Raw genomic sequence first — 15,139 nt, 5'->3', positions numbered from 1 at the left:
CCGTAGCGCGCGTCCGAGCCGCCGGCCAGGGCGGAGGTGATGCCCGCGGGCATGTTGGCGCCCAGTGCGTTGGACACCACCGGTCCGCTGGCCCGCAGCGCCTCGGCGATCAGCCGGGTCGTGGTCGTCTTGCCGTTGGTGGCCGACACCAGGACCACGTCCAGGTGGGTTGCCAGCCGGGCCAGCAGGTCGGGGTCGAGCTTGAGCGCGACCTTGCCGCCGATCACCGACCCGCTGCCGCGGCCCGCGGCCCGCGACACCGCCGCAGCCGCCTTGCCCGCCGTCACGGCCAGCTTGGCCCGCGGCGACAGGGGCCCCGAGTTGCCTGCCATCGTCCTAGATCCTCCTTGTTCCGGCGCCGCGCCTGTCCCTGGTCCGCCGGTGTGGAACGCCCCCTCCGCGCCGAATCGTCAGCCAGGAGGCTTCGGTCGGGGATCAGCCTATCGAGATCCGGGCGCGGGCCCGAACCCGCCGTCCACGGAACGTACCCTGTGGCCATGCGAAGAGGCACGATTCCCGGCAGTTCAGGACGAGTGCGGCCCATGAGGCTGCTCGGAGACCCGGGGCTCGTGGCACCCTGCGAGGAGGTCACGGCCTTCGACGCGGATCTCGCCGCCCTCGTCGAGGACATGTTCGCCACGATGTACGCGGCGGGCGGCGTGGGCCTGGCCGCGAACCAGATAGGCGTCCCGCTCCGGGTCTTCGTCTACGACTGCCCCGACGACGAGGACCGCCGCCACCTGGGGCACCTGGTCAATCCGCGGCTCGTCGCCGCCGAGGGCATCACCGTCCGCGGCCCCGAGGGCTGCCTGTCCCTGCCCGGCATCGAAGCCGGGACGCCGCGCTTCGACGAGGCCGTGGTCGAGGGCTTCACCGTGGACGGCGCGGCCGTGCGGGTGCGGGGTACGGGCTTCTTCGCCCGCTGCCTGCAGCACGAGTGCGACCACCTCGACGGCGGACTGTACGTCGACCACCTGACGGGGCTGCGGCGCCGGCGCGCGCTACGGGCCGCACGCCGCGCCCGGTGGGCGGACACGGTGGCGTAGCGCCCGCTCCGCCCGCTCCGCCCGCCCCGGCGGGCCCGCCGGGAAGCGGGGGGCCGGATCCGGGGTCCTCGGACCCGCGGGCACAGCTCCCCGGGTTTCGGGCCCAGGGGTCCTCGGACCCGCAGGCTCAGCCCCACGGGCTTGGAAACCTGCGGGCTCAGCTCGCCGGGCTTGGGACACGCGCAGCTGAGCGCCCGGGGCGTCGGACCCCCGGCTCAGCCCCACGGGCTTCGGATCCGGGGGCTCGGCCCACGGGCTTCGGCCCGCGGATTCAGACCGGCGGCTCGTGCCCCCGGGCTCAGAAGCCCGGGCCGTCCGCGCGCTCGCCCGAGACCGCCAGCCGGCCCCACAGCAGGTCCGCCAGGTGCCGCACCAGCCGGCCGCGCGGGCACGGGCGCTCGCGCAGCCACCAGTCGCCGGCTGCGTGCATCATGCCGACGATCCCGTGGCCCCAGGCGCGGGCCAGCTCGTCGCCGTCCGGCCCCAGGTCCACCCGCTCGGTTATGACCAGCGCCAGCTCCTCGCCCATCCGGCGCAGCAGTGGGGCGGAGTGCCGGCCCACGTCGAAGCCCGGGTCGCCGGGCCTGCCCTCGTCCGGGTGCATCAGGAAGCGGTAGACCTGCGGCCGCGCCTCTATGGCCGCGAGGTAGCTGTCGAGCGTCGCCTCGACCCGCTCGCGCCGCCCCGCCGGGGCGTCGAGCGCGGCGCGCAGACCCGACAGCAGGGCGTCGGTGTGGCGCACGGCCAGCGCCCGGTACAGGCCCCCCTTGTCGCCGAAGTGGCGGTAGAGGATCGGCTTGGTGATCCCCGCCTCCGCCGCGATGGCGTTCATCGACGCCCCTGGCCCGTCCCGCAGCACCACGCGGTCGGCGGCCTCCAGCAGCTCCCTGCGCCGCTGCTCAGCCGCCCGCTGCTGTTCGTCCCGCTGACTGGTCTCCATAAAGACGTGCCTCCCCGCCCAGTGATTCACAACGCCTGCGCAAAGTAACACCCGCTCCACGGAGCGGATTCGAGGGGCGGGGTGGTTGACACCTGCTACCGGCGAGTAACACACTCACGTTACCGTAAGTAAGCTGTGCAGGGGAGGGGTCATGGGGGACTTCGCGCCGGAGCTCGGCGAGGACCAGCGGGCCGTTCGGGACTGGGTGCACGGCTTCGCCGCCGACGTCATGCGGCCCGCCGCCGCGGAGTGGGACGAGCGGGAGGAGTTCCCCTGGCCGGTCGTCCGCGAGGCCGCCAGGATCGGGCTGTACTCCCTCGACTTCTACGCCCAGCAGTTCTTCGACCCCACGGGCCTGGGGGTGCCCGTCACGCTGGAGGAGCTCTTCTGGGGCGACGCCGGCCTCGGCCTCGCCATCGCCGGCACCGGACTCGCCGCGATCAGCGTCTTCACCAACGGCACCGACGAGCAGATCGGCACCTGGGTGCCGCAGATGTACGGCGACGCCGACGACGTGAAGATCGCCGCCTTCTGCTCCTCCGAGCCCGACGCGGGGTCCGACGTCTCGGCGATGCGCACCAAGGCGCGCTACGACCAGGCCCGGGACGAGTGGGTCCTGGACGGCGTCAAGACCTGGGCGACCAACGGCGGGATCGCCGACGTCCACGTCGTCGTCGCCGTGGTGGACCCGCAGCTCGGCGCCCGCGGGCACGCCTCGTTCGTCGTCCCGCCCGGCACCCCCGGCCTCTCGCAGGGGCAGAAGTTCAAGAAGCACGGCATCCGCGCCTCGCACACCGCTGAGGTCGTCCTCCAGGGCGTCCGCGTCCCCGGGCGCTGCCTGCTCGGCGGCAAGGAGCGCCTCGACGAGCGGCTGGCCCGCGCCCGCGAACGTGCCCGCGGCGGTGCCGAGCGGGGTGCGGCCGGCAACGCGGCGATGGCCACCTTCGAGGCGTCCCGCCCGGCCGTCGGCGCCCAGGCGGTCGGCATCGCGCGCGCCGCGTACGAGGTCGCGCTGGACTACGCGCGGACCCGGGTGCAGTTCGGGCGCCCGATCATCGACAACCAGGGCGTCGCCTTCCAGCTCGCCGACATGCGCACCCGCATCGACGCCGCCCGGCTGCTCGTGTGGCGCGCGTCGTGGATGGCGAGCACGGGCAAGCCCTTCACCTCGGCGGAGGGGTCGATGTCCAAGCTCTTCGCGGGCGAGACGGCCAAGACCGTGACGGCCCAGGCCATGCAGATCCTGGGCGGCAACGGCTACACCCGCGAGTACCCGGTGGAGCGCATGCACCGGGACGCAGCGATCTACACCATCTTCGAGGGCACCAGCGAGATCCAGCGGCTGGTCATCGCGAGGGCCGTGTCGGGCCTCCCCATCCGCTGACCGTATCGATCACCACGGTTTGATCCCCCGATTGTCACAGGAGCTCCACACGGGGCTCCGAGGGCGCGATCCGGCCCTGACGTGCCGTAAGAATGTGCACGTCAAGACAGACCAGTACGGGGGATCCACCATCATGCGTCGTCAGCTCTCCACCGCCGCCGTCGTCATCGCGCTCGCGGCCACCGCCACCGCCTGCAACAGCGACGGCGTGGACGCCAAGCCCGAGGAGTCCGCATCGGCGGCCCAGAGCCCTGCACCGCAGGACCCGAAGGGCCCGGGTTCCGCCCAGGACAAGCCCGCCCAGGACAAGGGCGGTTCCCTGAGCGTCGGCGGCACCGCCACCCTCAAGGCCAAGAACGGTGCCCAGATCGCCGTCACCCTGAAGAACTTCGCCGACCCGGCCACGAGCGACAACAAGTACATGCAGCCGAAGCCGGGCAAGCGCTGGGTCGCCGCGCAGTTCGAGATCGTCAACAAGGGCCAGACCGTCTACGACGACAGCCCCGGCAACGGTGTGAAGGTCGTCGACGACCAGGGGCAGGCGTTCACCCAGTCCATCGGCTCGACCACCGCCGGCCCCAGCATGCCGGCGACGGTCAAGCTCAAGGCGGGGGAGAAGGCCCTCGGCTACGTCGTGGTCTCCGTCCCCGAGAAGGCCAAGCCGAAGTCCGTGACGTTCACCCCGGACTCCGGCTACGGCAAGGAGACCGGCCAGTGGACCGTCGCCAAGTGACGTCCCGCGGCTGAGACCCCGGGCGGCGGGGCCTCGGGCGGCGGACCTCAGGCGGCGAGCCCCTCGGGGTTCAGCCGCCTGACGTCGTACCGGCTGTGGAGCTCGCCGCGTACCGCGGCCGCGGCGTGGCCAGAGCCCACCGGCACGTCGACGATCGTCCAGCCGGCGGGCCACGCGGGGGTGCCGGGGCCGCCGTTGCCCAGGTAGTCCAGGTCGGGGGAGCGGCCCAGCCCGGTGCCCAGGCCCTTCAGATACGCCTCCTTGCGCACCCACAGCCGGGTGAAGACCGCCGCCCGCCGCTCCTCGGGCGCCGCCATGATCTCGTGGCGCTCGGCGGGGTGCAGCGCCCCGGACACGTCGGAGACGGTGTGTGCGGCGGGGAGCTGCTCGACGTCCACGCCGACGGGTGCGGCGGCGACGCCGACGAGGACGAGGTCGCCGCCGTGCGACATGGAGAAGTGCGGGGCGCCGGGAGCGGACACGGCGGGCCTGCCGTGCGGCTCGCCGCAGCAGGGGCACTCCTCGCGGACGAAGTCCACCTCGCCCGGCGGCAGGTCCAGGTAGGCGCCGAGGACCCGGCGCAGCATCAGATGGGCCGCGACGTACCGGGCGGCGTCGAGGGGGCGGACGAAGGAGGCCGCCCGCGCGCGTTCCTGCTCGTCGAGCGGGGAACGGTCGGGGGATGCGGCCCGGAGCCAGGGCTCCGGGGTGTGCAGCAGCCAGAGGTCCAGTGTGCCCACGGCCGGTGCGGGCAGAGTCTGTGGCCAGGGGGCGTCGAAGCCGTGGTCCGGACGGAGGCCGCCGGCGGGGTCGAGGTGTAGCTGCACAGGTCGCTCCGGGTCGTTCGGTGGCGGACGGGCAGAACGCCGCAGCGTACATGAGTCATATGTCCATCGGATATCAAGCCCCGGGGAGACGTGCATTTTCGGGCTCTGTCTGTCAAGAATCGCAATTACATCGACAAAGACAGTCGGACGGGGGGTCCTGTCGGGAGCTCGGTTACCCGGCGTTCTCCCCTGGCCGCAGGTGTTCGCCATTCTGGCTCAATCGTGATGGGTCCCTATTAGGGGTACTGTTACCGTCGTTTCCGATCTTGATCGTGCAAGTCGGCCTCTCCCCGGGCCGTCCGTCAGCACGTCGGTCGTCAGAGGTCGAGTGTGGCTTCATGAAAGAGGAACGCCGTGGCGGTCACCTTCGATGCAGGTCAGGGCGGTCCCCAACGCCTGGCCGGCCGTTCCGTCGAGCTGAGCGGCCTGATGCGGCTCGCTGCGCGCGCCCGCGAGGGGACCGCTCACGCGGTCCTCCTGCGCGGTCCCGCGGGCATCGGCAGGAGCGCCCTGCTGAGCGCCGTCGGCGACCGCCTGCACCCGGCGGGCTTCACCGTCCGTCACCACGCCGGCCGTCCCGGTGACCGCGCCACCGGCGAAGGCCGCGGCATACGCGCCCTGTTAGGGCCGGGAGCCGTCGCCCTCAGCACCCCGGCCGACACCCCCGCCGCCAGCGCCCTCGACGGCTACGCCGCCCACCGCCGCGTCCACGCACAGGCCCTGGACCTCATGGCCGAAGGCCCCCTCGCGCTCGTGGTCGACGACGCCCAGTGGTGCGACGAAACCTCCCTGAAGTGCCTGGACTTCGTCCTGCGCAGGGCCGCCGCCCGGCCGCTGCTCCTGCTCATGTCCCAGCGCACCGACTGCGACGGGCCCGGCACCCCCGTGCTCGCCGAGATGCTCGCCCAGGACCGCTGCACCCTCCTGGACATCGGGCCGATCGGCGACGGCGCCATCGCCCGCCTGATCGCCCACGTCCTCGGCGACACGCCCGACGAGCGGTTCGTCGGCCGCTGCGCCGAGGTCACCGGCGGCAACCCCCGGCTGCTGCACCGGCTCCTCGACGGACTGCGCGAGGCCGGGGTCCGCCCCGACGCCTCGGGAGTGCACCGGATCGCCGCCGCCGGCGAGGCCGTCGCCGCCCACGCCGTCCCCGCCCACCTGGCCGGCCAGCCCCGCCCGGTGCGCCGGGTGGCCCGGGCCCTGGCCGTCCTCGGCCGCGTCGACACCGACCTGCTCACCGCGCTCTCCGGAGTCACCGGCACCCGGATGACGGCCGCCATGGACGCCCTGCGCCGCAACGACATCATCGTCCCCGGCGAGCCCGAGACCATGTGCGACCCCGTGCGGACGGCCGTCCTCGCCGACCTGCCCGCGCCCGAGCTGGAGGAGCTGCGCGCCCGCGCCGCCCGCATCCTCAACGACACCGGACGGCCCGCCGCCGAGGTCGCCGAACAACTCGTGCTGCTGGCCGAGCTCGACGAGCCCTGGATGCTCGACGTGCTGCGCGACGCCGCCACGGAGGCCCCCGGCCGCGCCGCCGCCGAGGCCGCGGTCCGCTACCTGCAACGCGCCCTGGCCGCCGGCACCGAGGCCCAGCGCCGGGACATCCGCGTCGAACTCGCCCGGGCCTGCGCCCGCATCGCCCCCGCCATGGCCCTGTGGCACCTGCGCGAAGCCCTCGACGCCGCCACCGGCCCCCTCGACCGGGCCCCCATCGCCGTCGAGTACGGCCTGGCCGCCCTCCACACCGGCCGCGCCCCCGAGGCCGTCCGCGCCCTCGGGCGCGTCCTCGACGGCCTCCACACCGCACTGGGTGCCGACCCCGCCCCCGCCGAACACGAGCTGCGCACCGGCGTCGCATCCGCGTTCCTGGTCACCGCCGTCAACGAGAAGGCGGTCATGGCCACGGCCCGCGAGCGGGCCCGCTCCTGGCCCGTACCGCACGGCGACAGCCCCGCCGAACGCCGGCTGCTGGCCGCCATGAGCACCTACGCGGCGCTGGACGGCAGACCCGCCCACGAGGCGGCCGCGCTGGCCCGCCGCTCCCTGCGCGTCGAGGAGACCGCGCCCTCCAGCTGGTGGGTGCTGGGCGCCTCCGTCGTCCTCGGCCTCGCCGACGAGGTGGACGAGTCGCTGGCCGGCCTGGAACGGGCGCTCTCCGGCAGCCGCACCCACTACGAGCCGCACACGCACGTCGCCGCACTGGCAGGCCGCTCCCTCCTCCTCTACGGCACCGGCGACGTGCCCGGCGCCGCCGCCGACGCCCGCGCCGCCGTCGACACCGCGGAACACAGCGAACGCACCGCGGGCTCCCCCATGCCGCAGATCGCCCTGGCCACCGTCCTGCTCTCCCAGGGCAAGGCCCGGGAAGCGGCCGGCATCCTCGACCACGTCGGCCGCGGGGGCGCCGACCGGCACATCTGGGAGTGGCACCACTACCTCTACGTCCAGGGCCGCATCCGGCGGGAACTCGGCGACCTCGACGGCGCCCTGGACCTGTGGCTGCGCTGCGGGCGGAGCCTGGACGAGGCCGGCGTCACCAACCCCGTCCTCGCCCCCTGGTGGCTGCCCGCCACCACCACCCTCGTGCGGATGGGGCGCACCGGCGACGCCACCGCCGTCGTCGAGAGCGTCGAACCGCACATCCGGCGCTGGGGCACCCCCCGCGCCCACGGCATCGGCCTGATAGCCGCCGCCGTCGTCGCCGAGGGAAGGGTACGGGTGGACCGGCTCGCCGAGGCCGTGGACGTCCTCGCCGACTCACCCGCCCGCCTCGAACACGCCAAGGCCACCTACCAGCTCGGCCACGAACTGCTCGCCCGCGGCGACGCCCGGGCGGCCCGGCGCCACCTGCGGCAGTCCATCGAACTGGCCACCCGCTGCGGCTACCACGCGCTCAGCGCCGTCGCCCGCACCCAGCTGCTGACCGCCGGCGGCCGCATGTCCCAGATCGCCGTCAGCCCGCTCGACTCGCTCACCGACAGCGAACGCCGCATCGCCACCCTCGCCAGGGGCGGCATCAGCAACAGAGAGATCGCCGAAGCCCTGTTCATCACCCCCCGCACCGTCGAGATGCACCTGACCAACGTCTACCGCAAGCTCGATGTGCGCGGCCGGGCAGACCTCCCCCGCCAGCTGGCCGCCCCCGGCCCCCGCCGCACACCCGCCGCCCCCGCACACGGCGGCCGGGCCGTACGGAGGGCCGGGTGACACCACAGGTGACGGACGAACGCCCGCCCCGCCGCCCCCCGGCCCCGCCCACCGCCGCACCGCTCGTCGAACGCGACGCGGAACAGCGGCTCCTGACCACCCTGCTGACCTCGCTGCACGCCGGACGCCCGGCACTCGCCGAGGTCCACGGCGCCCCCGGCACGGGTCGCAGCGCCCTGCTGGAGCGGGCCGCCGAACTCGCCCGCGACGCCGGCGTACGCGTCGCCGCCGCCCAGGCGTCCTGGGAGGAGACCCGGCTGCGCTACGGCGTCGCCGCCCAGCTGACCACCGCGATCGCCCCCACCGGCATCGGCCTGCCCCTCGCACCCGGACAGGACGACGCCGACCACACGGCCACCCTCTGCCACGCCTTCCTCACCGCCGCCCGCACCCACCCCCTGATGGTCGTCATCGACGACGTCCAATGGGCCGACCCGCACTCCCTGCGCTGGCTGCGCGCCCTGGCCCGCAGACTGCCCGGCACCCCGCTGATGCTGCTGACCGCACGCAGCGGAGCCACCCCCGCCGGACCCGACGACCACCTCCGCCCGCGTGCCGTGGACGACGGAACCGCCGTCACCCGGCACACCCTCCGCCTCGCTCCGCTGTCCGCCGACGGTGTGGACGCCGTGCTCACCGCCACGCTCGGCACACCGGCCGACCCCGCCTTCCGGGACGCCGCCGCCCGCGCCACCGACGGAAACCCCGCCGTGCTGCACGCGGTGGCCGGCCGCTTCGCACGCCACGGCTGGACACCGCGCGCGGACCACCTTCCCCGGCTCGACGACAGCACCGTCGAAGCCATCAGGGAACGCGCCGCCAGAACGCTCACCACGCTCCCCAAAGAACTGCTCGACGTCCTGCGCGCCGTCGCCGTCTGCGGCCGGGAAGCCACCTGCGACATGCTCGGCGCCGTGGCCGCCCCCCGGACCGTCGGCACCCGGCGCGCCCTGGAACTCCTGTCCGGCACCGGCCTGCTGACCGGCGGCGACCGCCCCGCCTTCCGCGATCCCCGGGCGGCCGACGCCGTCCTGGCGCGGATGAGCTCCGACCGCCGCGAGGAGCTCTACGCCCGCGCCGCCGAACACGCCCACCGCGCCGCCCTCCCCGACGCCACCCTGGCCGGCATGCTGCTGGGCGCCCGCGTCCTCGGAGCCGCATGGGCGGTGGACGTCCTGCGCCGCGAGGCCGCCCGCCACCGCGCCACCCGCCGCCCCGCCGAAGCGGCCCGCCTGCTCCAGCGCGCCCTGCGCGAACCCATGGCACCGCAGCTGCGCGTGCGCACCCTCACCGAACTCGCCGCCGCCGTCCTCCCCTCCGCACCCGAGGCCGCCGACCGGCACCTGCGCCAGGCCCTGCTCACCCCCGCCGACGCCACCGCCGGCCCCGCCTGGGTCCGCGCCGCCGACCTGCTCGTGGCCCGCGGCGACGTCGCCGCCGCCCAGCCCCTCATCGCCCACCTCGCCACCCGCAACCGGCTCCGCGACCCCGAACACGGGGCGCTGCGCGCCCTGTACTGGCTCTCCGAACACGTCCAGCCCGACACCACCCACCCCCTCGACCGGCCCCCCGTACCCGCGCTCGCCGACCGCCCCGCCCACCCCGCCGAGGCCGCCGTCGCCGCCTGGCGCGCCGCGCTGAGCGGCCACGACATCACCCGCACCCGCGAACTGGCCCGCGCCGCCCTCGCCCCGGCCGCGGCGGACACCACCCCGCTGGCCGCGCAGGCCACCGCCTGCCACGCCCTCGTCCTCACCGGCGACTTCGCCGAGGCCCACGCGGGCCTGGACACCGTGCTCCTGCGCGCCGAACACGCCGACGCCCGTGCCGTGGCCGGCGCCACGCTCGTCACCACGGCCCTCGCCCGGCTGCACGAAGGACGGCCCGCCGAGGCGTCCACGGCCCTGGACCGGGCCCAGGAACTGATGCCGCCGCACTGCTGGCACCCCAGCACGACCTCCCTGCTCGTCGCCCTGAAAACCCTGATCTTCCTGCAGAAGGGCGACCTCGACCACGCCGAGCGGTCCATCGGACTGGCCCGCGAGGGCTGCGCCGAGGGAAGCATCGGCTGGGCGTACCTGCTCTTCGCCCGCGGCCGCACCCACCTGGCCACCGGCCACCGCGACCGGGCCCTGGCGGACCTGCTCGAATGCGGCCGCCTCCTGCTCACCCGCCAGGTCGCCAACCCCGCCCTGCTGCCCTGGCGCTCGGCCGCCGCCCAGGCCCGCGGCAACGACCCGAACGACCCCTCCGCCGCCTTCCTCATGGCCGAGGAACGCCGCCTCGCGCTCGCCTGGGGCGCGCCCTACGCGGTCGCCCGCACCCTCCTCGCCACCGGCGACCCGGGCGCCCCGGCCGACCCCGCCGCACCGGCCGGCTGGCAGTACCGGCAGGCGCTCACCGCCCTGGCCACGGCACCGCTCTCCAGCACGGACACCGTCGCACCGCTGCTGCGGAGCCGGGCCCCGGCGGCCGACGGACCGGCCGGCCCCGGCCGGCCCGAGCGGCCCGCCACCGGGGACGCTCCCGCCACCGACCGCGGCCCCGCACCCCGTGGCGGGCTCACCGGCGCCGAGCTGCGCGTGGCGAACCTGGCCGTCCAGGGGCTCGCCAACCGCACCATCGCGGCCGAGCTGTCGGTGACGCCGCGCACCGTCGAACTGCATCTGACGAAGGTCTACCGCAAATTGGGCATCCAAGGACGCCCGGAGCTGGCCGACGCGCTGGGGCGCGCACCGAGGGAGAAGTCATGACACCCCTGCTCGACCGGCGACGCGAGCTGGACCTGGTCACGGCGGCCCTGGAGGCCGCCGACGCCGGCGCGGGTTCCCTGCTGGCCGTCACCGGCGGCATGGGCACCGGCAAGAGCGCCCTGCTGCGCGCCCTGCCCGCCCTCGCCGAACGCCGCGGCACCCAGGCCCTGACCGGCAGCGGCGCCGTCCTCGAACGGGACTTCGCCTACGGCGTGGCCGGCCAGCTCCTGGACCCCCTGCGGCCCGGCGCCCTCCTGGACCCGCCCGGCCACGACCCGTACGGCGAGCTCCTCACGCTCGTCGCCGACCGCAGCGCCCACAAACCGCTGCTCATGGTGGTCGACGACCTCCAATGGGCCGACGGGCCCTCCCTGCGCTGGCTCGGCCACCTCGCCAAGCGGCTGACCGGGCTGCGCGTCACCGTCGTCGTGGCCGTCCGGGAGGGCGAACCGGGTGCCGAGGAGCCCCGCATCCACGACATCACCGACCGCGCCGCCCACGTCCTGCGCCCCGGCCCGCTCACCCCCGCCGGCACGGCCGCCCTCGTCGCCGACGCGTTCGGCCGCCCGGCCGACCCCGAATACGCCGCCGCCTGCCACGAGGCCACCGGCGGCCACCCGATGTTCCTCACCGCGACCCTGACCGCGCTCGCCGCCGACGGCGAACCCGTCGTGGCCCAGGCGCACACCGTCCGCGCCGCCCCCCTGCCCGCCCTGCGCGACCGCCTCACCGTGGCACTGCGCTCCCAGCCCGCTCCGGTCCAGGACCTCGCCAAGGCCCTGGCCGTCCTCGACGACGGCCGCGACCCCGAACTCGTCGGCCGCCTCGCCGGCCTGGACGACACCGGCCGCGAAGAGGCCGCCCGGGGCCTGCACCGGCTCGGGCTGCTCGCCGGCGGCCCGGAGCTCCGCTTCGCCCACCCGGCCGTCCGCGACGCCGTCGAGGAGCTGATGACGCCCGCGGAACAGGAGGACATCCACGTCTACGCCGCCCTCCTGCTGCACAGCGGAGGCCACCCGGCCGAACGGGCCGCCGCCCAGCTGCTCGCCGCGCCCTCCTGCCAGGACGGCTGGGCGATACAGGTCCTGCGGGCCGCCGCGAGCGCCGCCCTGCGGCGCGGCGCCCCCGAGGACGCGGCCCGCTACCTGCGCCGGGCCCTGCTCGGCAGCGCCCCTTCCGGCACCGAACGGGCCGCCCTGCTCGTCGACCTGGCCACCATCGAGCGGGCCTTCGACCCGCCCGCCGCGATCCGGCACGTCTCCCAGGCCCTGCTGCTGCTCCCCTCCGCCGTCCAGCGGGCCAAGGCCGCCGTCCGCATCCCGCCGTCCCTGCTCGGCAGCTGCCCGCGGCCCACCGTCGAAGCGGTCACCGGGCTCGCCGCCGAACTCGGCGACCCCGGGCGGCTCACCGGCGACGACCGGGAACTGGCCCTGCGCCTGGAGGCCAGACTGCGCCACGTCGCCGTCACCGGACCCGGCCAACTGCCCCTGTGCGCCGACCGCCTGCGCTCTCTGGGCCCTGCACCGTCGCTGACCACCGCCGCCGAGCGGGAGCTGATCACCGTCCTGCTGCACGGCGTCACCATGTCGCAGACCATGTCCGCCGCGGAGGTCGCATCGCTGGCCAACCGGGTCCTGCAGCACGAACCCGCGTCCCCCGAACACACCCACACCGCCCTTCCGCTGCTGACCAACACCCTCATCGCCGCGGACTCCCTGGAGGCGCTGGGCCCCTGGCTGACGACCGCCCGCGACCGGGCCCGCCGCGACAACAGCACCGTTCCGCAGGCCGTGGTGGCCGTCGAACTCACCCATGTGATGCTCGCCCAGGGCCGCATCGCCGAGGCCCGGGCCGCCGCCGACGAGGCGCTGCGGCTGGGGGCGGCCGACTGGGCCACCCTCCAGGGGATGACCGCCCTCGTCCTGCTCGCCATCGAGAGCCGCGACGCCGAACTGTCCCGGCGCCTGCTGGCCTTCCGCCGCGAGGGCGCCGACCACGGCTACCGGCCCTCCTCCCTGCAGCTCATCCGCGGCTCCTCGGCCGCGCAGCGCGGCGACCTGCCCACCGCGCTGGAGTACTTCCTCGACTGGGGCCGCTCCGCCGAGCGGGCCGACTGGCGCAACCCCGCCGTCTTCCCCTGGCGCGCCTGGGCCGCCGGGCTGCACTACCGCATGGGCGACACGGACCGGGCCCACGACCTGATCGAGGAGGAGTACGCCCGGGCCGTGGCCTGGGGCACCCCCGTCGCCATCGGCCGCGCCCAGCGCGTCAAGGGAGCGCTGACGGGCGGCGCGGAGGGCCTCGTGCTGCTGCGCGAGTCCGCGGCCACGCTGGAGAAGTCACCCAACGGCGTGGAGCGGGCCAGGACCTCCCTGCTGCTCGGCCGGCGGCTGCTGCGGGCCGGGCTGGCCGAGGCCGAGCCGCAACTGCGCCTGGCCCTCGCCCAGGCCCTCGACTGCGGCGCGTCCTGGCTCGCCGAAGGGGCCGGGCGGGAGCTGCAGAACTTCGCCAGTTCCACGGCCTCGGCCGCCGTCGCCCTGCTGACCCCCAGCGAGCGCCGGGTGGCCGGGCTCGCAGCGCACGGGGCCTCCAACAAGGACATCGCCGAGTGGCTGGAGGTGAGTTCCCGCGCGGTGGAGAAACACCTCACCCACGCTTACCGGAAGCTGAACGTCGCCGGCCGCTCCCAGCTCTCCGCACTGGCGCACCTGCTGCCGGACCGAACCGAACCGAAGCCCTCGACTTACCGCAGGTAACCGAACCTCAGGGGCCGTACCCCCCAGGGTTAGGGCCACGGGTAACCGGTTCCGTTGACAGCCTTCCCGGGGTCTCCATACCGTCGTTTCACGGGTGCCGACATCGTTGTCCGGCCCACCGTGAACGGCTTGTGCGTAGGCGAGACGCGCCGCCCCGACCATGACGTCGCGGGCGGCGTCACCCCGAAAGGCGGGACATGACCCAGGGCGTGCCGGTGGCCTTCCCCCCTGCTCGCGACAGCCTTTTCGACCCGCCGGCCGGGCTGCACTCCTTGTACGGGAAAGAGGCACTCACCCCGGTGCGTTTTCCCGACGGCCGTTCCGGCTGGCTGGCCACCGCACACTCCACCGCCCGCACCGTACTGGCCGACGCACGCTTCACCGCCCGGGCGGACGCGGCGCACCCGGCCGTGCCGCGCGCCGCCACCCTGCCGGAACACCCGCCCGCCCGGCCCGGGACACCGGGCGCGTCCACGGCTCCCGCGTACCGGCGCTACCGCAGGCTGCTCGCCGCCCAGTTCACCGAGCACCGCATGCGCCGCCTCACCGAGCGGGCCGAGGAGATCACCGGCCGGCTCCTCGACGCGATGGAGCGCACGGGCTCCCCGGCCGACCTGATGGAGCACTACGCCCTGCCCCTGCCCGCCCTGCTGCTCTGCGAACTCCTCGGCGTGCCCGACGGCGAACGGGAACGGTTCCGGCGGGACGCCGCCGTGTGGAGCGGCTCCGGCACCTCCGCCGAGGACATCACCGGCGCCTGCGCCTCCCTCACCGCCTGCCTGCACCGGCTCGTCCGGCTCCGCCGCACCCACCCTGCCGACGACCTCCTGAGCGGCCTGATCGACGCCGACCCCGCCCTCACCGACGACGAACTGGCCGCCATGGCCTTCCTGCTGCTGCCGGCCGCCCACGAGACCACCGCCCACCAGCTCGGCCTCGGCGTCCTCGCCCTCCTCGACCGGCCCGGCCTGCTCACCGCGCTGCGCACGGGCCGACGGCGGACCGACCACGCCGTCGAGGAACTGCTGCGCTACCTCAGCGTCGTCGACCACGGCCCGACCAGGGCCGCCCGCGAGGACGTGCAGGTCGGCGGCACCACCGTCCGGGCCGGCGAGGTGGTCGTGGTCTCCCTCGCCGCCGCCAACCGCGACCCGCGCCGGTTCCCCGCCCCCGACCTGCTCGACCTCACCCGCGACACCACCGGCCACCTCGCCTTCGGCCACGGGGCCCACCAGTGCCTCGGCGGCCCCCTGGCCCGCATCACCCTGGACACCGGCCTCACCGCGCTCCTGGACCGCCTCCCCGGACTGCGCCTGGCCGTGCCCGCCGCGGAGATACCCCTCCGGCAGGACGCCCCGGTGCACGGCGTCCACCGGCTGCCGGTCGCCTGGTAGCGGCAACGCCCGCCCCACACGACCCCCTTCAGACCACTCCGGTTCGTCACGCCGCACGTCACAGCGGCCCCCCAGCAGTATCCGAAAGGTCAG

At 75.3% G+C, this 15,139-nt stretch carries 9 protein-coding genes and 1 pseudogene; 7 read left to right on the top strand and 3 right to left on the bottom strand.

Going from position 1 to position 15,139, the window contains the following annotated elements; genetic code table 11:
* Nucleotides 1-332: pseudogene (locus tag LE181_RS19040) on the bottom strand (DUF1727 domain-containing protein); the annotation flags it as partial.
* 165 nt (nucleotides 333-497) lie between these two features.
* Here LE181_RS19040 and def point away from each other — a divergent pair.
* Entirely contained in the window at nucleotides 498-1,046 is a 549-nt protein-coding gene (gene def, locus LE181_RS19035; RefSeq protein WP_225662513.1) for a peptide deformylase, read from the top strand.
* Between the two features lie 298 nt (nucleotides 1,047-1,344).
* On the opposite strand, the gene LE181_RS19030 is transcribed toward def, so the two are convergent.
* Complete coding sequence (locus tag LE181_RS19030) at nucleotides 1,345-1,986, bottom strand: TetR/AcrR family transcriptional regulator (protein WP_190107765.1); 642 nt, start codon at nucleotides 1,984-1,986, stop codon at nucleotides 1,345-1,347.
* 151 nt (nucleotides 1,987-2,137) lie between these two features.
* Here LE181_RS19030 and LE181_RS19025 point away from each other — a divergent pair, with 151 nt between their 5' ends.
* Nucleotides 2,138-3,370: an acyl-CoA dehydrogenase family protein gene (locus tag LE181_RS19025; protein WP_225662512.1), complete on the top strand. Its 1,233-nt coding sequence runs from the start codon at nucleotides 2,138-2,140 to the stop codon at nucleotides 3,368-3,370.
* Between the two features lie 94 nt (nucleotides 3,371-3,464).
* The gene (locus tag LE181_RS19020) at nucleotides 3,465-4,103 is read left to right on the top strand and encodes a DUF4352 domain-containing protein (protein WP_225662511.1); all 639 of its coding nucleotides are present in this window, start codon (nucleotides 3,465-3,467) and stop codon (nucleotides 4,101-4,103) included.
* A gap of 47 nt (nucleotides 4,104-4,150) precedes the next feature.
* Here LE181_RS19020 and LE181_RS32480 read toward each other — a convergent pair whose 3' ends face one another.
* Nucleotides 4,151-4,930, bottom strand: a complete 780-nt coding sequence (locus LE181_RS32480; protein WP_225662510.1) for a 4'-phosphopantetheinyl transferase family protein — start codon at nucleotides 4,928-4,930, stop codon at nucleotides 4,151-4,153.
* A gap of 354 nt (nucleotides 4,931-5,284) precedes the next feature.
* Between LE181_RS32480 and LE181_RS32250 the strand changes: the two genes are divergently transcribed.
* From LE181_RS32250 to LE181_RS18990, 4 genes are all read left to right on the top strand, one after another.
* Nucleotides 5,285-8,143 carry an AAA family ATPase gene (locus tag LE181_RS32250; protein WP_308103156.1) on the top strand — a complete coding sequence of 953 codons (2,859 nt, stop codon included), beginning with the start codon at nucleotides 5,285-5,287 and terminating at the stop codon, nucleotides 8,141-8,143.
* A complete protein-coding gene (locus LE181_RS32475) occupies nucleotides 8,140-10,896 on the top strand; it encodes an AAA family ATPase (RefSeq protein WP_225662509.1) in 2,757 nt (918 codons plus the stop codon). The genes LE181_RS32250 and LE181_RS32475 overlap by 4 nt, the downstream gene beginning before the upstream one ends.
* Nucleotides 10,893-13,652 carry an AAA family ATPase gene (locus tag LE181_RS18995; protein ID WP_225662508.1) on the top strand — a complete coding sequence of 920 codons (2,760 nt, stop codon included), beginning with the start codon at nucleotides 10,893-10,895 and terminating at the stop codon, nucleotides 13,650-13,652. Before LE181_RS32475 ends, LE181_RS18995 begins: the two co-directional genes overlap by 4 nt.
* A 197-nt stretch (nucleotides 13,653-13,849) precedes the next feature.
* Entirely contained in the window at nucleotides 13,850-15,046 is a 1,197-nt protein-coding gene (locus LE181_RS18990) for a cytochrome P450 (protein ID WP_225662507.1), read from the top strand.
* Nucleotides 15,047-15,139: the final 93 nt, after the last annotated feature.

Source organism: Streptomyces sichuanensis (assembly GCF_020328095.1).
GTDB classification, from domain to species: domain Bacteria; phylum Actinomycetota; class Actinomycetes; order Streptomycetales; family Streptomycetaceae; genus Streptomyces; species Streptomyces cinnamoneus.
The sequence above is the reverse complement of the archived record's forward strand: the minus strand, read 5'-3'. Positions and strand labels throughout refer to the sequence as shown.

Excerpts from the sequence above, each read along its gene's own strand:
- LE181_RS18990 (WP_225662507.1), top strand. The coding sequence starts at position 13,850 with ATGACCCAGGGCGTGCCGGTGGCCTTCCCCCCTGCTCGCGACAGCCTT.
- LE181_RS18995 (WP_225662508.1), top strand. The coding sequence starts at position 10,893 with ATGACACCCCTGCTCGACCGGCGACGCGAGCTGGACCTGGTCACGGCG.
- def (WP_225662513.1), top strand. The coding sequence starts at position 498 with ATGCGAAGAGGCACGATTCCCGGCAGTTCAGGACGAGTGCGGCCCATG.
- LE181_RS19025 (WP_225662512.1), top strand. The coding sequence starts at position 2,138 with ATGGGGGACTTCGCGCCGGAGCTCGGCGAGGACCAGCGGGCCGTTCGG.
- LE181_RS19030 (WP_190107765.1), bottom strand. The coding sequence starts at position 1,986 with ATGGAGACCAGTCAGCGGGACGAACAGCAGCGGGCGGCTGAGCAGCGG.